14 protein-coding genes, 2 tRNA genes and 2 rRNA genes are annotated in these 18,310 nt (G+C 35.2%); 12 read left to right on the plus strand and 6 right to left on the minus strand.

The window, feature by feature from the left end; genetic code table 11:
* Positions 1-31: 31 nt before the first annotated feature.
* The 6 genes from FJOH_RS14205 (at position 32) to FJOH_RS14230 (ending at position 4,457) form a co-directional block, all read left to right on the plus strand.
* A 23S ribosomal RNA gene (locus tag FJOH_RS14205) occupies positions 32-2,915 on the plus strand.
* Between the two features lie 152 nt (positions 2,916-3,067).
* Positions 3,068-3,177: ribosomal RNA gene (gene rrf / locus FJOH_RS14210) — 5S ribosomal RNA — on the plus strand.
* 71 nt (positions 3,178-3,248) lie between these two features.
* Positions 3,249-3,321 (plus strand) — tRNA-Phe (locus FJOH_RS14215).
* A gap of 6 nt (positions 3,322-3,327) precedes the next feature.
* Positions 3,328-3,413 (plus strand) — tRNA-Leu (locus FJOH_RS14220).
* 127 nt (positions 3,414-3,540) lie between these two features.
* Positions 3,541-4,008 (plus strand): DUF1569 domain-containing protein, encoded by a 468-nt coding sequence (locus FJOH_RS14225; protein ID WP_012024799.1) that lies wholly within the window; start codon positions 3,541-3,543, stop codon positions 4,006-4,008.
* Between the two features lie 14 nt (positions 4,009-4,022).
* The gene (locus tag FJOH_RS14230) at positions 4,023-4,457 is read left to right on the plus strand and encodes a nuclear transport factor 2 family protein (protein WP_012024800.1); all 435 of its coding nucleotides are present in this window, start codon (positions 4,023-4,025) and stop codon (positions 4,455-4,457) included.
* A gap of 1 nt (position 4,458) precedes the next feature.
* Here the strand turns inward: FJOH_RS14230 and FJOH_RS14235 are convergent, their stop codons facing one another.
* Both FJOH_RS14235 and FJOH_RS14240 read right to left on the minus strand, forming a co-directional pair.
* The gene (locus FJOH_RS14235; protein WP_012024801.1) at positions 4,459-5,109 is read right to left on the minus strand and encodes an endonuclease III domain-containing protein; all 651 of its coding nucleotides are present in this window, start codon (positions 5,107-5,109) and stop codon (positions 4,459-4,461) included.
* A 45-nt stretch (positions 5,110-5,154) separates the two neighbouring features.
* Positions 5,155-6,021, minus strand: coding sequence for an alpha/beta hydrolase (locus tag FJOH_RS14240; protein WP_012024802.1), 867 nt, complete (start codon positions 6,019-6,021; stop codon positions 5,155-5,157).
* A gap of 114 nt (positions 6,022-6,135) precedes the next feature.
* Here FJOH_RS14240 and FJOH_RS14245 point away from each other — a divergent pair, with 114 nt between their 5' ends.
* Together FJOH_RS14245 and FJOH_RS14250 are read left to right on the plus strand one after the other, a co-directional pair.
* The gene (locus FJOH_RS14245) at positions 6,136-7,557 is read left to right on the plus strand and encodes a glycogen synthase (RefSeq protein ID WP_012024803.1); all 1,422 of its coding nucleotides are present in this window, start codon (positions 6,136-6,138) and stop codon (positions 7,555-7,557) included.
* Positions 7,554-8,834: a glucose-1-phosphate adenylyltransferase gene (locus FJOH_RS14250; protein ID WP_012024804.1), complete on the plus strand. Its 1,281-nt coding sequence runs from the start codon at positions 7,554-7,556 to the stop codon at positions 8,832-8,834. Before FJOH_RS14245 ends, FJOH_RS14250 begins: the two co-directional genes overlap by 4 nt.
* 3 nt (positions 8,835-8,837) lie before the next feature.
* Here the strand turns inward: FJOH_RS14250 and FJOH_RS27355 are convergent, their stop codons facing one another.
* Positions 8,838-8,963 carry a hypothetical protein gene (locus tag FJOH_RS27355; RefSeq protein ID WP_012024805.1) on the minus strand — a complete coding sequence of 42 codons (126 nt, stop codon included), beginning with the start codon at positions 8,961-8,963 and terminating at the stop codon, positions 8,838-8,840.
* 2 nt (positions 8,964-8,965) lie between these two features.
* Here FJOH_RS27355 and glgB point away from each other — a divergent pair, with 2 nt between their 5' ends.
* From glgB to FJOH_RS14270, 4 genes are all read left to right on the plus strand, one after another.
* Positions 8,966-10,870 carry a 1,4-alpha-glucan branching protein GlgB gene (glgB, locus tag FJOH_RS14255; protein ID WP_012024806.1) on the plus strand — a complete coding sequence of 635 codons (1,905 nt, stop codon included), beginning with the start codon at positions 8,966-8,968 and terminating at the stop codon, positions 10,868-10,870.
* Positions 10,871-11,072: 202 nt separating this feature from the next.
* Entirely contained in the window at positions 11,073-13,472 is a 2,400-nt protein-coding gene (locus tag FJOH_RS14260; protein WP_012024807.1) for a glycoside hydrolase family 31 protein, read from the plus strand.
* A gap of 83 nt (positions 13,473-13,555) precedes the next feature.
* Complete coding sequence (locus FJOH_RS14265; protein WP_012024808.1) at positions 13,556-14,365, plus strand: M48 family metallopeptidase; 810 nt, start codon at positions 13,556-13,558, stop codon at positions 14,363-14,365.
* Positions 14,366-14,525: 160 nt separating this feature from the next.
* Entirely contained in the window at positions 14,526-15,845 is a 1,320-nt protein-coding gene (locus tag FJOH_RS14270) for an MFS transporter (protein WP_012024809.1), read from the plus strand.
* Between the two features lie 93 nt (positions 15,846-15,938).
* Here the strand turns inward: FJOH_RS14270 and FJOH_RS14275 are convergent, their stop codons facing one another.
* From FJOH_RS14275 to FJOH_RS14285, 3 genes are read right to left on the minus strand one after another with little or no spacing between them, the layout of a single operon-like run.
* A complete protein-coding gene (locus FJOH_RS14275) occupies positions 15,939-16,661 on the minus strand; it encodes a head GIN domain-containing protein (RefSeq protein WP_012024810.1) in 723 nt (240 codons plus the stop codon).
* 20 nt (positions 16,662-16,681) lie between these two features.
* Entirely contained in the window at positions 16,682-17,740 is a 1,059-nt protein-coding gene (locus tag FJOH_RS14280; protein ID WP_012024811.1) for a DUF4097 family beta strand repeat-containing protein, read from the minus strand.
* Entirely contained in the window at positions 17,724-18,260 is a 537-nt protein-coding gene (locus tag FJOH_RS14285; protein ID WP_012024812.1) for an anti ECF-type sigma factor, read from the minus strand. The genes FJOH_RS14280 and FJOH_RS14285 overlap by 17 nt, the downstream gene beginning before the upstream one ends.
* Between the last annotated feature and the right edge of the window lie 50 nt (positions 18,261-18,310).

Consider the following 18,310-nt stretch of genomic DNA (forward strand, 5'->3'; position numbering starts at 1 on the left):
AACGGTCTTGTTTTAAGTAACAAGATTGGTACAATAAGCAAAATAAGGGCGTATGGGGAATGCCTAGGCTCTCAGAGGCGATGAAGGACGTGATAAGCTGCGAAAAGCTGCGGGGACTGGCACACACAGATTGATCCGCAGATATCCGAATGGGGCAACCCGCTATATTGAAGATATAGCACACCGATAGGTGGGCAAACCCGCTGAACTGAAACATCTAAGTAGGCGGAGGAGAAGAAAACAAAAGTGATTCCGTAAGTAGTGGCGAGCGAACGCGGATTAGCCCAAACCAGTGCTGTTACGGCAGTGCTGGGGTTGTAGGACCACGACATTTTATGCATGCAGAACCGGAAGTTACTGGAAAGTGACGCCAAAGAGGGTGATAGCCCCGTATGGGTAATAAATGTAATAGATAGTGGTATCCTGAGTAGGGCGGGGCACGTGAAACCCTGTCTGAATTCGGCGGGACCATCCGCTAAGGCTAAATACTCCTGAGAGACCGATAGTGAACCAGTACCGTGAGGGAAAGGTGAAAAGAACCGTGAATAACGGAGTGAAATAGATCCTGAAACCATACGCTTACAAGCGGTCGGAGCCCTTTCGTGGGGTGACGGCGTGCCTTTTGCATAATGAGCCTACGAGTTAACGCTGCTGGCAAGGATAAGTACTTCAGGTATGGATCCGCAGCGAAAGCGAGTCTGAATAGGGCGCTTTAGTCAGTAGTGTTAGACGCGAAACCGTGTGATCTACCCATGGGCAGGTTGAAGCTGTGGTAACACACAGTGGAGGACCGAACCGGTTGACGTTGAAAAGTCTTCGGATGACCTGTGGGTAGGGGTGAAAGGCCAATCAAACTCGGAAATAGCTCGTACTCCCCGAAATGCATTTAGGTGCAGCGTTAGTTATAAAGTTATACAGAGGTAGAGCTACTGATTGGATGCGGGGGCTTCACCGCCTACCAATTCCTGACAAACTCCGAATGCTGTATAATGTTCACTAACAGTGAGGGCTTGGGTGCTAAGGTCCAAGTCCGAGAGGGAAAGAACCCAGACCATCAGCTAAGGTCCCCAAATATATGCTAAGTTGAAAGAACGAGGTTTGTCTGCCCAGACAGCTAGGATGTTGGCTTGGAAGCAGCCATTCATTTAAAGAGTGCGTAACAGCTCACTAGTCGAGCGGACGAGCATGGATAATAATCGGGCATAAGCATATTACCGAAGCTATGGATTTGCAAGTAATTGCAAGTGGTAGGGGAGCATTCTAACAGGGTTGAAGGTTTTTCGTAAGGAGGGCTGGACTGGTTAGAAAAGAAAATGTAGGCATAAGTAACGATAATGCGGGCGAGAAACCCGCACACCGAAAAACTAAGGTTTCCACAGCTATGCTAATCAGCTGTGGGTTAGTCTGGTCCTAAGGCGAACCCGAAAGGGACAGTCGATGGCTAACGGGTTAATATTCCCGTACTACTAATTACTGTGATGGGGTGACGGAGTGATGAAAGCGCCGCGAACTGACGGAATAGTTCGTTGAAGTACCTAGCTATAGGTCCTGTAGTAAAATGCGCAGGAACTGGTGAAATACGATAGTACTCGGAGTCTTCGGACAAAGAGATAGTGCGCCTAAGGGCTTCCAAGAAAAACCTCTAAACTTCAGGTAATTAGTACCAGTACCGTAAACCGACACAGGTAGTTGAGGAGAGAATCCTAAGGTGCTCGAGAGATTCATGGCTAAGGAATTAGGCAAAATAGACCTGTAACTTCGGGAGAAAGGTCGCCCTGAGCAATCAGGGCCGCAGTGAAGAGGTCCAGGCGACTGTTTATCAAAAACACAGGGCTCTGCAAAATCGTAAGATGAAGTATAGGGCCTGACACCTGCCCGGTGCTGGAAGGTTAAGAGGAGATGTTATCTTCGGAGAAGCATTGAATTGAAGCCCCAGTAAACGGCGGCCGTAACTATAACGGTCCTAAGGTAGCGAAATTCCTTGTCGGGTAAGTTCCGACCTGCACGAATGGTGTAACGATCTGGACACTGTCTCAGCCATGAGCTCGGTGAAATTGTAGTAACGGTGAAGATGCCGTTTACCCGCAGTGGGACGAAAAGACCCTGTGCACCTTTACTATAGCTTAGTATTGACCTTGGATAAATGATGTGTAGGATAGGTTGGAGACTATGAAGCGGCGTCGCCAGGCGTTGTGGAGTCATTGTTGAAATACAACCCTTTGTTTATCTGAGGCCTAACCCCGCTATGCGGGGGACAGTGCTTGGTGGGTAGTTTGACTGGGGTGGTCGCCTCCAAAAGAGTAACGGAGGCTTCTAAAGGTTCCCTCAGTACGCTTGGTAACCGTGCGTAGAGTGCAATGGCATAAGGGAGCTTGACTGAGAGACATACAGGTCGATCAGGTACGAAAGTAGAGCATAGTGATCCGGTGGTTCCGCATGGAAGGGCCATCGCTCAAAGGATAAAAGGTACGCCGGGGATAACAGGCTGATCTCCCCCAAGAGCTCATATCGACGGGGGGGTTTGGCACCTCGATGTCGGCTCGTCACATCCTGGGGCTGGAGAAGGTCCCAAGGGTTGGGCTGTTCGCCCATTAAAGTGGCACGCGAGCTGGGTTCAGAACGTCGTGAGACAGTTCGGTCTCTATCTACTGCGGGCGTTAGAAATTTGAGTGGATCTGATTCTAGTACGAGAGGACCGAATTGGACTAACCTCTAGTGTATCTGTTGTCCCGCCAGGGGCACCGCAGAGTAGCTACGTTGGGAAGGGATAAGCGCTGAAAGCATATAAGCGCGAAACCCACCACAAGATGAGATTTCTTTTAAGGATCGTGGAAGATGACCACGTTGATAGGCTATAGATGTAAAGGCAGTAATGTCATAGTCGAGTAGTACTAATAATCCGTAAGCTTATGTACACCCTTTTCCCGGGCCGAAAGGCCCGGGAGGAAACTTTCTAAAACAAAAACTTACTTTTCTTTATCTCAGTATGTTAAAATATTGTTTAATTGATAATTAACAATTTATAATTGATAATTAATAATTAAAAGCTGCTAGCAGCGAATGACCTTAAGGTGGTTATTGCGGCGGGGCTCACCTCTTCCCATCCCGAACAGAGAAGTTAAGCCCGCCTGCGCAGATGGTACTGCAGTTTTGTGGGAGAGTATGTCGTCGCCTTTCTTTTAAAAACCCTGTTTATTAAGACGGGGTTTTTTATTCTAACTTTTACTTATAGAAATATAAGTAAATAAGGTACCTTAGCTCAGATGGTAGAGCAATGGACTGAAAATCCATGTGTCCCTGGTTCGATCCCTGGAGGTACCACTTAATGCTCGGATGGTGAAATTGGTAGACACGCTGGACTTAAAATCCAGTGAACAGCAATGTTCGTGCGGGTTCAAGTCCCGCTCTGAGTACTAAACTTCAATTAGCAAAGCTAATTGAAGTTTTTTTTTTGGAATAAACTGAAATTTTAAATAATTAGAAATCGTAAAACAGTTTTAATCAGAAATTTTATATTTTTACTACAATATTTAATCTTAAATGGTAATTCCAGCTATGCAAAACGTTTTTCATAAACAAGATTGCGATCAGTTTATTAGTAGAATCAATCAGCTTAAAATAGATTCTCAGCCTCTCTGGGGTAAAATGTCGGTTGACCAAATGCTGGCTCATTGTAATGTCACTTATGAAATGGTTTATGATAATATTCATTCTAAGCCAAATCTTTTAATGAGACTTTTGTTGAAACTTTTAGCTAAAAAACAAGTAGTCAGTGAAAAACCTTATCCAAGAAATCTTGGTACAGCTCCACAATTTATTATTAAAGGAGATTGTAATTTTGAATTGGAAAAAAACAGACTGATTTCTTATATACTAAAAACACAAGAATTAGGGGAAAATGAATTTGATGGAAAAGAGTCTCTTTCTTTTGGTAAATTAACTTCTAAAGAGTGGAATAATATGTTTGCGAAACATTTGGATCATCATTTATCTCAATTTGGCGTTTAACCTAAATTTATTTTATGAGAGTTTTTTTAGTTTTATTTTTTATGTTTTTGGGATTTTATTGTAATGCTCAGAAACAAGAAGTTCAAAAATGCATCGAGACATTTTTTGAAGGATTCCATCAAAAGGATTCTATTAAAATGAAATTGGTTTGTTCTGATAAAATTATCTTGCAGTCTATTAGTGAAAATCCTTTAAAAGGAAATAAATTATCTGATGAAACGGCTAAAGAGTTTTATAAATCAATTGCGTCAATTCCTGCAAGTATGAAATTTCAAGAGAAAATTTTGAGTTATAATATTCAAATTGACGGTTCGATGGCTCATGTTTGGGCTCCGTATGAATTTTATTTAAATGATAAATTAAGTCATGCAGGAGTAAACACTTTTACATTGTTTAAAGAAAAAGATTCCTGGAAAATTATTTACCTGATTGATACACGTAGAAAATAATCTAATTTTTTAGTACGACAGTATTATAATACAAACAGATTTCTGTTAAAAGACATTCTTCACACTTTGGTTTTGGTCTGCAGATTTCACGACCTAAAAATGAAATTGCCATTCCAATTTCTGACCAAATACTTTTTGGTAAAGCCTGCATTAAGTCTTTTTCGACTTTATTACCATCTTTAGATTCCTTTATTATTCCAATTCTAGGTGCTACGCGAATTACATGTAAATCGGCAATAATTCCTTCAGCCGGCTGTTCAGTTTCTCTTAAAATTACATTGGCAGATTTTCTTCCAATTCCTTTCAAGGCAGTCAAACCAGACATTGTTAAAGGAATATCATTATCATTTTGAATGGTGTGTGCAATTTCTAAAAGCCATTGAGCCTTAGTTGGATAATTACGTACTTTACTTATGTAAGAAATAAAAGTATCAATATCAGCTTTTGACAGACTTTTTAAAGTTGGATATTTTTCAAATAATGCAGGTGCAATCTTGTTGATGTTAGCATCAGAATCCTGTGCAGATAAAACTACCATTACCAAAAGCTGATATGTGTTTTGATAATCTAAAGGATGCTTTTTGTGCTTGTATTTTTTTAAAATGGGTTTTAATTTAGTTTCCCAATTTTCAGTTTCGCCAAACAAATCCATCTTATACTTTCTTTAATGTTGATATTGAAATAGTTATCTATAAAGTTAATTGATTTTAATGAATTCTAATATCTTTTTTATAACAATTTGATTTCCAAGTATTTTTCTGTGTCCTAATCCATCGGTTAAAAATAAAGAGCCGTTTTCCAGATTTTCATATATATGAATTCCTGCTTTTACAGAAACTTCAGGATCATCATTGTCATGTATTACCAATACCGGAATTTTAATTTTTTGCGCAGCCCGGTAAGCCGAAAATTCATCCATTTTTAGTTTATACAAATCTTCAAAAAAGATTCTCAGTCGGCTGCTGTATTCATTATTGAGTTTTAATTTGAAAATAAATTCATCTAAAATATCCTGCACAATATCTCCGCTTCCAATTATAACTGCTTTATTTACTTTTAAACCGTCTTTGACAGCATTTAATACCGACATACCGCCTAATGAATGTCCAATTGCAAATTCAAAAGGTCCAAATTGTTTTTCAATTTCCAGAATAGAAGCTATAAATTCAGACATTATCGTTGTTTTTCCCTGTGATTTTCCATGTGCCGGAGCATCAAAACTAATTGTAGTGTAACCATTTGCTAAAAGTTCATCAGCTATTTTAAATAACTGTGTTCCTCTGCCAGACCATCCATGAACCAACAATACTTTGCGTTCACTTTGGCCATAATGATAAGTTACAACACTTTTATTAATAGCGGGAACATAAACATTTTTTTGAATGCTTTTACGATCCATTTCAAACTCACGTTTGGGAACTTTATGTTTTATTGGTGTTGTAAATATTCTTGCTGCGAATTTTGTTGCCAGTTTTGTGGATACAAATGCGCAAATTTTGGCAGATATTATAATTATCTGTGGAATTTTTAATGATTTAGTAGGATTAATTGCCTTTTTTGCCATTTCAATAAAACTTATTTAGAAGCTGAACCTTGATTATTTTTTTGCTAAATTTAGAAAACATAAAAGTAGCATATTAATGATTGTTTCTTAAAAATAATCACAAATTAATTCTAAATGGAAATATTTCATATTAGTGCAGAATGTTATCCAATGGCTAAAGTTGGCGGCTTGGCCGATGTTGTAGGCGCTTTGCCCAAATATCAAAAAAATGCAGGAAATGATGTAAGAGTTGTTGTTCCGGCTTATGATACGAAATTTAAAAAAGAGAATAATTTTGAGTGTGTACATTGGGGAACGGTTAAATTGGGAAATTTTAATTTTCCGTTTAGTGTTTTAAAAGAAAGTTCAGATAAATTAGGTTACGAGTTATATCTTATAGAAATCAAAGAATTATTTAATCGTCCAAATGTTTATGGTTATGAAGATGATATTGAACGATTTTTATCTTTTCAAATTGCGGTTTTAGATTGGATTATTGCACGAAATAAAGTTCCTGATATTATTAACTGCCACGATCATCACACTGGTTTAATTCCATTTTTATTACAATTTGCTTATAAATATGAAAACCTGAAAGATGTAAAAACTGTTATAACAATTCATAATGGATTGTATCAAGGATGGTTTGGTTTTGATAAGCTGTATTATTTACCAGAATTTGATTTAAAACATATTGGGTTTTTAGAATGGAATAATTGCATTAATTCACTAGCTGTTGGAGTAAAATGTGCGAATGCTGTAACAACAGTTTCTCCGAGTTATTTAAATGAAATTAATTACAGTGCAAATGGTTTAGAATCTCTGTTTAATTCTGTTCGAAATAAATCAAAAGGTATTTTAAACGGAATTGATATTGAAATTTGGAATCCGTTAAAAGATCAAATGATTGCAGCTAATTATTCAATAGAAAACTTTGAAATAGGGAAACAGAAAAATAAAGAAAAATTGTGCGAACAGTTTGAACTCGATCCTTCGAAACCATTGTTTAGCTTTATAGGGCGCTTGTTTGAAGAAAAGGGCGGAGATTTACTCCCGCAAGCTTCTGCATTAGCATTATCAGAGCATTTTGAAGAGATCAATATTTTAATTCTAGGTTCAGGAAATGCTGAAATAGAATCGCAGTTAACCCAGCTGCGTAATGATTATAAAGGAAATTACAATGTTTTTATTGGTTATAACGAAGAATTAGCACATTTGATTTACGCAGGTTCAGATTATATTTTAATGCCTTCAAGAGTAGAACCCTGCGGTTTAAACCAAATGTATGCGATGCGATACGGAACGATTCCGATTGTTAGGAGAACTGGAGGATTAAGAGATACGGTTATTGATTTTGGAGATGATGGAAACGGAATCTGTCACGATCAGGCTTCGGTTGGAGATATTTGTTATTCAATAAACCGTGCGGTTAAATTGTATGACGATAAAATAAGTTTTAATACCGTTTTAAGACGAGGAATGGCAGCAGATCATTCCTGGGAAAGAGTGTGCCAAGAATATATCGAAATATACAACTTAATAATTCAGCAAAAATGAAATTTAAAAAGAAAAATGTAGTTGCCATTATTTTAGGAGGAGGACAGGGATCACGTTTATTCCCGTTAACAGAAACAAGATCAAAACCGGCTGTCCCAATTGGAGGAAAATATCGTTTGGTCGATATTCCGATTTCAAATTGTATCAATTCTGATATTTTTAAAATATTCGTATTGACACAGTTTAACTCTGCATCTTTAAATGCACATATTAAAAACACTTTCAATTTTAGTATTTTCAGTCAGTCATTTGTCGACATTTTGGCAGCAGAACAAACTCCTGATAATCCAACCTGGTTTCAGGGAACTGCCGACGCTGTAAGGCAATGTATGTCACATTTTTTGAAACACGATTTCGATCATGCCTTGATTCTTTCAGGAGATCAGCTGTATCAAATGGATTTCAACGAAATGCTGGAAGCACATATTGCTGCTGACGCTGAAATTTCGATTGCAACCCTGCCTGTAAATGCTAAAGATGCTCCGGAATTTGGAATTTTAAAAACCGATCATGAAAATAATATTCATGCTTTTATAGAAAAACCAGATGCTTCATTACTGCCTGAATGGGAATCTGAAGTAAGCGAACAAATGCAGGAAAAAGGAAAAAAATATCTTGCCTCAATGGGAATTTATATTTTCAATAAATCGCTGCTTGAAGAATTAATGGCGGATCAGGAAACAAAAGATTTTGGAAAAGAAATTATTCCTCAAGCCGTTGGAAAACACAAAATATTAAGTTATCAATATGAAGGTTATTGGACAGATATTGGAAACATTGAATCATTTTTTGAAGCCAATATTGGTTTAACTGCAGATATTCCTGAATTTAATTTATTTGATAACGAAAATAAAATCTTTACAAGACCAAGATTATTACCGCCTTCTAAATTTAGAAATTCCATTATCAATCAATCCTTGATTTCTGAAGGCTGTATTATTAATGCAAAAGAAATAAAAAGCTCAGTAATTGGCATTCGTTCGAGAATTGGAGAAGGAACAGTGCTTGAAAATTGTTATGTAATGGGGAACGATTTTTATCAGGATTTAGACGAATTGAATCATGACAGCAGTATTAACAAAACTCATGTTGGTATTGGTGAAAATTGTTTTATTAAAAATGCACTGATAGATAAAAATGTACGTATTGGGAACAATGTTCACATTAGCGGCGGAAAGCATTTAGATAACTTTACAAATGAATTATACAGTATTAAAGACGGAATTGTTGTAATTAAAAAAGGTGTTACTTTATCAGACAACTTTAGAATTGAATAATTTTTAAATATCAATATCAATACCAATATCAATATCAATATCAATACCAATATCAATATCAATACCAATATCAATATCAATACCAATATCAATATCAATATCAATATCAATTTTTGCCTTAAAAATCAAACATGACTAAAGTAATCGTACATTCTCTATTTACCGATTTTGATATAGATTTATTCAAAGCGGGAAAACACTTCAAATTATATGAAAAATTAGGAGCACATTTAATTGAAGTTAATGGAGTAAAAGGCGTTTATTTTGCCGTTTGGGCTCCCACGGCACAGTCGGTTTCGGTTGTGGGCGATTTTAATTACTGGACACAAGGCGAACACAATTTAAATGTTCGCTGGGATTCTTCTGGAATTTGGGAAGGATTTATTCCCGATATTTCAAAAGGAGCTCTTTATAAATATAAAATTCAATCGAGTATAAATGGTGTAATTACTGAAAAAGCAGATCCTTTTGCTCTTTATTGTGAAAAACCACCGCATACGGCTTCTGTTGTCTGGGATTTAGACTATAAATGGAAGGATGAAAACTGGATGCAGAACCGCCAGCAGCATAATGCTTTAGATAAACCATATTCTGTTTATGAAGTTCATTTAGGTTCCTGGAAACGAGCTGATCATAACAGGTTTTTAAGTTATTTAGAACTGGCAGATGATCTGGTAAAATACGTTAAAGAAACCGGTTTTACGCATGTTGAATTTATGCCGATTATGGAATATCCTTATGATCCTTCATGGGGTTATCAGTTAACAGGATATTTTGCGCCGACTTCGCGTTTTGGAAAACCACAGGACTTTATGGTTTTGGTTGACAGGCTGCATCAGGAAGGAATTGGAGTGATTCTGGACTGGGTTCCGTCGCATTTTCCAGATGATGCGCATGGTTTAGGTTATTTTGACGGTTCTCATTTATATGAACATCCAGATCGTAGAAAAGGCTATCATCCGGATTGGAAAAGCTTGGTTTTTAATTATGGAAGAAATGAAGTCCGCGCTTTTTTAATCAGCAATGCTGTTTTCTGGCTTCAAAATTATCATGTAGACGGATTAAGAGTAGATGCTGTGGCCTCGATGTTGTATCTTGATTATTCCAGAAAAGAAGGCGAGTGGGAAGCCAATATTTTTGGCGGAAGAGAGAATTTAGACAGTATAAGTTTTCTTAAAGAATTTAATGAAGTTATTTATGCTAATTTTTATGGAGTTCAGACTATTGCAGAAGAAAGCACTTCATTTCCTATGGTTTCCAGACCAACCTTTACCGGAGGTTTAGGTTTTGGAATGAAATGGATGATGGGCTGGATGCACGATACTTTAAAATATTTTCAAAAAGAAACGGTTTATAGAAAATACCATCAAAACGATTTGACGTTTTCGATGACATACGCTTTTACCGAAAACTTTATGCTTCCGTTTTCTCATGACGAAGTTGTTTACGGCAAACAATCTCTAATTTATAAAATGCCGGGCGACGAATGGCAGCGATTTGCTAATTTAAGATTGTTGTACGGTTATATGTTCACGCATCCGGGAACTAAATTATTGTTTATGGGGGCAGAATTTGGTCAAACCAGCGAATGGAATTTTGAACAAAGTTTAGACTGGCATTTACTGCAATATGATTTTCATTCTGGAATAAAGAGATTAATTACAGATTTAAATCAGTTATATAAATCTCAACCTGCATTGTATGAAAAGCAATTTACAGCAGATGGTTTTGAATGGATAAATTATTCAGATCATCAAAATGCGGTTTTATCTTATATCCGAAAAGGAAATAATCCAGATGAAAATGTCATTGTAGTTTGTAATTTCACGCAGGTAGTACGTGAAAATTATAGAATTGGAATTTCTAAAAAAGGAAAATTAGAAGAAATTTTTAATAGTGATGCTTCTATTTATGGAGGAAGCGGCATAGAAAATGGAAAATCTCTAAAAATCGAATCAATTCCGTATGATGGCAGGGAATTTTCAGTCGAATTAATTTTACCGCCATTAAGTGTAACGGTATATTCTTTCAGTTAGAAAAAATCTTACAATTATTTTTAGAAGTGCTTTTTTGTCATTTTTCGGTCATAAATTATCGATATTTCGATTTTTTGAGCTGTAATTTAATTCTCAGCCAGAAAAAACGTTTTCGTGAATAAACCTTTTATTCATAGGGCTTTACTAACTTTTTTCGTATGTTTGAAATAGAGATTATTGTTATAATTAATTCATTGGCGATATGATTACAAACACATCATTAGAATATAAAGGCGATTTATATCCATCAAAAATCGTTTCTTATGAACATGAAGGCGATTCGATTTTTTTTAATACAGATAACAAAGTAATCTTAAAAGTCACTATTCTCAGGGACAGTTTAATTCGATTTCGATTTACTACAAAAGGGTATTTCAGCAACGATTTTTCGTATGCCATTGATAAAACCCAGCTTCATGGTTATAATTTTCTGGAACTTACAGAGCAGGAAACTTATTTTGAAATAAGAACCAGTAAAGTAAAATGTAAAATTCAAAAAGCAGATTTACGCCTTTCAATTTACGATTTAAATGATTTTCTAATTCTTGAAGACGAACTTGGTTTTCATTGGGAAGAAAGCTACGAATATGGCGGGAATATCGTAAAAATGAGCAAATTTTCTAAAGACGGTGAATGTTATTACGGTCTTGGAGATAAAGCAACTCAAATGAACCTGAAAGGCAAAAGAGTTGAGAATTTTGCAACAGATCAGTATGCTTACCAAAAAGATCAGGAACCTTTATATAAAGTAGTTCCATTTTATATTGGTCTGCATAACAAACAATCTTACGGAATATTTTTTGACAATACATTTAGGACTTTCTTTGACTTTTGTCAGGAAAGAAGAAATATAACAAGTTTTTGGGCAGAAGGAGGAGAAATGAATTATTATTTCATTTACGGACCTCAAATGCAGGATGTTGTAACAACTTATACTGATTTGACTGGTAAACCAGAATTGCCGCCACTTTGGGTTTTGGGTTATCACCAATGTAAATGGAGTTATTATCCTGAAAGTAAAGTAAAAGAGATTACTTCAAAATTTAGAGAACTTAAAATTCCATGCGATGCTATTTATCTGGATATTGATTACATGGATGGTTTTAGATGTTTTACATGGAATAAAAACTATTTTCCAGATCCCAAAAAAATGGTCACTGAATTAGCTGAAGACGGTTTTAAAACAGTTGTAATTATAGATCCGGGAATTAAAATTGATAAAGATTACTGGGTTTATAAAGAAGCTTTAGAAAAAGATTATTTCTGCAAAAGAGCCGACGGACCTTATATGAAAGGTAAAGTATGGCCGGGCGAATGTAACTTTCCAGATTATACAAATCCCGCTGTTAGAGAATGGTGGGCTGGATTATTTAAAGAATTAGTTTCAGAAATAGGCGTAAAAGGAGTTTGGAATGATATGAATGAACCTGCCGTAATGGAAGTTCCAAATAAAACATTTCCAATGGATGTCCGCCACTTCTACGAAGGAAATCCCTGCAGTCATAGAAAAGCACATAATATTTATGGAACACAAATGGCAAGAGCCACCTATCATGGTGTAAAACGTTTTACTTATCCAAAACGTCCGTTTGTAATTACAAGATCGGCATATTCTGGCGCGCAGCGCTATACATCATCATGGACAGGTGACAACGTGGCAACCTGGGAACATTTATGGATTGCCAATATCCAGGTGCAGAGAATGTCAATTTCGGGAATGGGATTTACAGGTTCTGATATAGGAGGATTTGCAGAACAGCCAACGGGAGAATTGTATGCACGCTGGATTCAGCTTGGGGTTTTCCATCCATTTTGCAGAACACATTCATCTGGAGATCATGGAAATCAGGAACCGTGGGCTTTTGATGAAGAAGTAATTACTATTACCAGAAAATTTGTCAGCCTTCGTTATCAATTATTACCTTATTTATATACCATGTTCTGGCAGTATATTGAAGAAGGAGTTCCAATGCTAAAACCGCTTGTTTATTACGATCAGGACGATACACAAACGCACTACAGAAACGATGAATTTATTTTTGGAAACCAAATTTTAGTATGTCCGATACTTGAACCTAATGCTGTAGGCAGACGTATGTATATCCCTAGAGGTGAGTGGTATAGTTACTGGACAAATGAACTTTTTATTGGCGGAAGAGAAATCTGGATTGATACCAAATTTGATGAAATTCCGGTTTTTGTGAAAGCGGGAGCAATTATTCCAAAATATCCCGTACAGCAATATGTGGGCGAACTTGAATTTGATGAATTAACTCTTGATGTTTACTACAAAAATGGTAAAGAACAATCTGCCGTTTATGAAGATGCTCAAGACGGATACGATTATAAAAAAGGACGTTACAGCTATTTATCGTTACGAAATATTGGGAAAGAAAAAGAACTTATTATCCAGCTTCACAAAGAAGGAAAATATACAACTCCGTACACGAAATACAAGATCAATCTTATTGGACTGCCATTTAAAGTTACAGAAATAGAAATTGACAACGAAAAAATTGAGTTTGATAAAGTTAGTTTCGAGTTAAATAATTTCTTAATTGTTGATAAAGAGTTTAATGAACTTCATATTGTAGGAGAGTAAGTAAAATTCTGTTATTTTTTTGACTAATTGTATAAAATATTAATTTTTAATAATTGTATTTTTGTGTGAAAATAGCTTGAATTATGAAAAAATATTTGTTTCTAGGAGTTTTTGGAGCACTTGTAATGGCTTGTGCTACAAACCCAATTACAGGTAAACAAAACTTAAATTTTGTTTCAAACAGCGAATTGTTTCCAACTTCATTCCAGCAATACAGCACTTTTTTGTCTGAGAATAAGGTGATAACAGGAACAGCAGATGCAAAAAGAGTAGAATTAGTGGGTACTAAAATTAAAGCTGCTGCTGAAAAATATTTAACCTATTTAGGTCACTCACAATATTTGAAGGATTATAGATGGGAATATAAATTAGTCGATAATAAAGAAGTAAATGCATGGTGTTTACCCGGAGGAAAAATTGTAGTATATTCTGGAATTCTGCCGGTTACGCAGGATGAATCTGGTTTAGCAACGGTAATGGGACACGAGGTATCACACGCATTAGCCAATCATGGAGCACAGAGAATGAGTGCCGCACAATTGCAGCAAATTGGAGGAGCAGTTTTAGATGCTGCAACAACTAATAAATCTGCCCAGACAAGAGAAATATTTTCTCAAGCTTATGGTATGGGAACTGAAGTAGGAGTAATGCTGCCATTTAGCAGAAGCAACGAAAGTGAAGCAGATAAAATTGGTTTAACATTAATGGCAATCGCAGGATATAATCCAGAAGATGCTGTGGCTTTCTGGAGCAGAATGTCGGCAAAATCTGGAGGATCAGGTACACCAGAGTTTATGAGTACACACCCTTCTGATGCTACAAGAATTGCTAATATTAAAGCTTTAATACCTGAGGCAAAAGCCATAGCCCTTAAAGTTGGTACTATAAAATAAAGATTACATACAAAAAGTATGATTTTAAAAGCCGTTCAATTTTGAATGGCTTTTTTTATTTAGCTCAAGTTCATAATTTAATAATGTACGAATTGAATAATTTCTATTTGTTTATCATAAAAAATAGATAAATTCGTAGCCTGTTAACAAAATCATTTCTATGAAAAACCTACAAAAAGGAGATAAGAAACTTTTAAATGCCTGGGCATTTTATGACTGGGCAAATTCAGTTTATACTTTAACAATTGCATCTGCAGTATTTCCAATTTTTTATGAAACCTTATTCAGCGATCGTGATCATTATATAGATGTTTTTGGAATGCATCTTAAAAATTCAGCATTAATAAGTTTTATAACCGCTTTTGCTTTTATGGTGGTTTCATTTATTTCACCTTTATTGTCTGGTATTGCTGATTATGTTGGAAACAAGAAATCTTTCATGAAGTTTTTCTGTTATGTAGGGGCTTTATCTTGTATGGGATTATATTGGTTTGACCTGGATAATATTTATGTTGGTCTTTTATTTTATTTTCTTGGACTTCTTGGATATTGGGGAAGTTTAGTTTTTTACAACTCATACCTTCCGGATATTGCATTTGAAGAGCAGCAAGACAGAATTAGTGCAAAAGGATATTCATTAGGATACATTGGAAGTGTTATTTTGTTGATAATCAATTTAGCAATGATAATGAAGCCGGAAGTCTTTAATATTACGGGAGATGGTGCAGCGATGAAAGCAATGCGTTATTCTTTTGTAATGGTAGGAGTTTGGTGGATTTTATTCAGCCAGTATACTTATTACTATTTACCAAAAGGGAGTAAAGAAACGGGACAAAAACTAACAAGATCTGTTGTATTTAATGGCTTTAAAGAATTAAAAAAGGTTTGGGCGTTATTGAAACAGAATATTCCTTTAAAACGTTATTTAGGAGGTTTCTTTGTTTCCAGCATGGCTGTTCAGACTGTAATGCTGGTTGCTACTTATTTTGGTGCACAGGAAATACAATGGTCATCTAAGGAAGAAAGCACTATTGGTTTAATTGTCTGTATTTTAATAATTCAATTAGTAGCCGTAGTTGGAGCGGTTCTAACTTCAAGAGCTTCAGAAAAATTTGGCAACGTTCCAACTTTAATATTTATTAACGGAATCTGGGCTGTATTTTGTGCTCTTGCATTTTTTATTACGCTGCCAATGCATTTTTATGTTATGGCAACAATTGCAGGATTTGTAATGGGAGGAATTCAGGCATTATCTCGATCAACATATTCAAAACTATTACCGGAAACAGAAGACACAGCATCATTCTTTAGTTTTTATGATGTTGCAGAAAAAATAGGAATTGTAATTGGAATGTGTGTTTACGGAATTATCGATCAAATCACAGGAAGCCCGCGTGCTGCAATTGTAATTTTAGGTATTTTCTTCGTTACAGCTATTTTCTTATTAAGAAGAGTACATAAAAAAGACGTTTCAAACTAATCGAAACGTCTTTAATAACAACCAATATCACGAATTACATGAAATTATTTGATTGATGATTTTTTTGTAATTCGTGATATTTCATTTAAATAATCAACCTTTATAAATTTTTCCAGAACCCGAAACTTTTACATCGCGTTTCTCTGGATTTCCTAAATATTTAATATTTCCAGAACCGGAAACTCTTCCTGTTAAACTTGTTTCACAGCTTACTACACTATTTCCGGAACCAGAAACTGTTACGTCTGCCGTTTTTGATTTTAAATTAGAGGCATTAACATTTCCGGAACCCGATATTTTGCTGGTAAAAGAATCTGTTTTTCCTTTTAAAACAATATCGCCGGAACCGCTTAGAGCCAGATCAAAATTATTAGAATCAACATCTAAATCAAAATTTCCAGATCCTGATAACTTAGCAGAAAATGCATCGCTGTTAATTTTGTTTTTAGTCCTAACATCACCTGAACCTGATAAGGTTACCGCTGAAATTTTTTCAAAAGGAACCGTTATTTCGATTTTTTTTCCAGAACTGGTGCGAATTTGAGTTCCTTTTTCAACATAAACTTTTAATTCGTTTCCTTCAACTTCTACTTTAATTGCCTGAAGCAGATTTTCTTCTCCTTTAATAATAATTTTTCCTTCTTTTCCAGAAACTAAATCAACATCAAAGAAACCTGCAATTCTAACACCATCATAATCTCCGGTTGTTCTGGTTTGCGTTACAACGTTTCCGTTTCCGTTTATTTTAGTTTGTGCATTAGACTTTGCTGTAATAAAACATACACTTAGTGCTAAAAGTAAAATTGATTTTTTCATTGTTTTGATTTTTTAGATGATTAATTTTTTGCTAGTGAAATATTTCCATAAGCCGAAGTAATATTGACTTTGTTTTGTCCTTTTTTCTTATAGAAACCGCTTATTCTTTTATTGTTGCTTTTTACTTCAGAAACCGAAATGTCTAAAGAATTATCATGTTTGATATTGGTATATCTTCCGGAAATATCAAAATCGAAAGCATAATTAGCAGCATAACCAATAGAAACATCAGTATATCCAGAATTGATGGTTACATTTCCTGCTTTTTCATTCATATTATCAATATTGATTTTGCTGTAATTGGTATCAAAAGATAAATTGCTGGATATTTCGCCGATATTAACCGTTAAATAATTTCCTGAACCGTTTAATGAGTTAATTTTTTGAAACTTAAATGTGCCGTAATTACAGTTGTATTTGATGTTTTGCCCATCATTCAAATTCACATCTGTATAGTTTGCATCCAGATTTATATTTCCTGAATCATTAATTTTAAGACCAGAATATCTCGCGTCAATATTTCCAGATTGTATATAATCAATACTAGAGTTTTGACAATAGGCAATTTCAACCTGATTGTTCGATCCGTTAAGTTTTCCAAGAGTAACTTTACCGTATTTACAGTTTATATCTGTTGAAGCTTCGGCGTTTGGAACAGAAATATTTCCATACTTATTTACCAGTTTAATACCACCGTTTTTTGGAATTTTAATTATATAATTAATTTCAAAACTATTATTGCTGCCTTTACTTTTTAAACTCGAATTACCAATTGAAGTTATGGCTGTTACAAGGCTTTTTAGAGCCGTGATATTTACGTCGATGCTGTTGAGTTTTTCGTTTACCCAGTTTTCATTTGGGCCGTTTACTTTAATTACAATATCCAGATCAATTTTATCTTCATCCCACGTATTGACAGTAATATTGCCATATTTGTTGTCGATATCAATTCCGGCATTAGAATTTACTATATATGTTTTTTTAATTGTTTTTTGTTTAGAGATGTAACTGTCATCGTTTGAGAATCCTAAAAAAGGAATCAAAAGCAATAAGATTAATATGTTATAATGTTTTTTCATGAGTTGTGTTTTTTAGATTTTCGTTTTCTTCAATTCGCTGTAATACAGTCTGCAAAAAAGAAATTCTAGTTTGCAGATTGCTTATCATAGCGTAAATAATTTGTTTGTTTTCTCCATTTTTTTGAACCTCTTTTAAGATTTTTTCATAATCGGCGTCAAAAACTTTCATTTGTTTTAAGGCGTCGTTTATGATTTGTTCATTTTCGGGAGAATTTTTTTCTTTTAATTTAACCAGCTCATTTTCAATCAAAATATTAAAGATAGAATCCGTACGTTTGGTTTCTTTTGAAGCAAATTTGAACTGCTTTGGCTTTTCATTATTATTGTAAAGCACAGATATCCCTAAAAGCAATGCAATCGTTGCGGCAATGGCCCAGCCGGCGTAATTCTTTTTTCTTGATGTTGTTTTGTTCAACTTGTTTAAGAAATCAATTTGATGATCTGGATCCATTTCATGAATATCCCATTGATTTTCAAACTTGTTAAATAATTGATCTAATTCGTCATTTTCCTTTTTCATATATCCAAAATTTATTTTTAGAAGTGTTACTGTTATCTTTTTTATTGGCA

Source organism: Flavobacterium johnsoniae UW101 (genome assembly GCF_000016645.1).
Taxonomy (GTDB): Bacteria; Bacteroidota; Bacteroidia; order Flavobacteriales; family Flavobacteriaceae; genus Flavobacterium; species Flavobacterium johnsoniae.

Excerpts from the sequence above, each read along its gene's own strand:
- FJOH_RS14230 (WP_012024800.1), top strand. The coding sequence starts at position 4,023 with ATGAGAGTTTTTTTAGTTTTATTTTTTATGTTTTTGGGATTTTATTGT.
- FJOH_RS14275 (WP_012024810.1), bottom strand. The coding sequence starts at position 16,661 with ATGAAAAAATCAATTTTACTTTTAGCACTAAGTGTATGTTTTATTACA.
- FJOH_RS14240 (WP_012024802.1), bottom strand. The coding sequence starts at position 6,021 with ATGGCAAAAAAGGCAATTAATCCTACTAAATCATTAAAAATTCCACAG.
- glgB (WP_012024806.1), top strand. The coding sequence starts at position 8,966 with ATGACTAAAGTAATCGTACATTCTCTATTTACCGATTTTGATATAGAT.
- FJOH_RS14265 (WP_012024808.1), top strand. The coding sequence starts at position 13,556 with ATGAAAAAATATTTGTTTCTAGGAGTTTTTGGAGCACTTGTAATGGCT.
- FJOH_RS14260 (WP_012024807.1), top strand. The coding sequence starts at position 11,073 with ATGATTACAAACACATCATTAGAATATAAAGGCGATTTATATCCATCA.
- FJOH_RS14285 (WP_012024812.1), bottom strand. The coding sequence starts at position 18,260 with ATGAAAAAGGAAAATGACGAATTAGATCAATTATTTAACAAGTTTGAA.
- FJOH_RS14270 (WP_012024809.1), top strand. The coding sequence starts at position 14,526 with ATGAAAAACCTACAAAAAGGAGATAAGAAACTTTTAAATGCCTGGGCA.
- FJOH_RS14250 (WP_012024804.1), top strand. The coding sequence starts at position 7,554 with ATGAAATTTAAAAAGAAAAATGTAGTTGCCATTATTTTAGGAGGAGGA.
- FJOH_RS14280 (WP_012024811.1), bottom strand. The coding sequence starts at position 17,740 with ATGAAAAAACATTATAACATATTAATCTTATTGCTTTTGATTCCTTTT.
- FJOH_RS14225 (WP_012024799.1), top strand. The coding sequence starts at position 3,541 with ATGGTAATTCCAGCTATGCAAAACGTTTTTCATAAACAAGATTGCGAT.
- FJOH_RS14235 (WP_012024801.1), bottom strand. The coding sequence starts at position 5,109 with ATGGATTTGTTTGGCGAAACTGAAAATTGGGAAACTAAATTAAAACCC.
- FJOH_RS14245 (WP_012024803.1), top strand. The coding sequence starts at position 6,136 with ATGGAAATATTTCATATTAGTGCAGAATGTTATCCAATGGCTAAAGTT.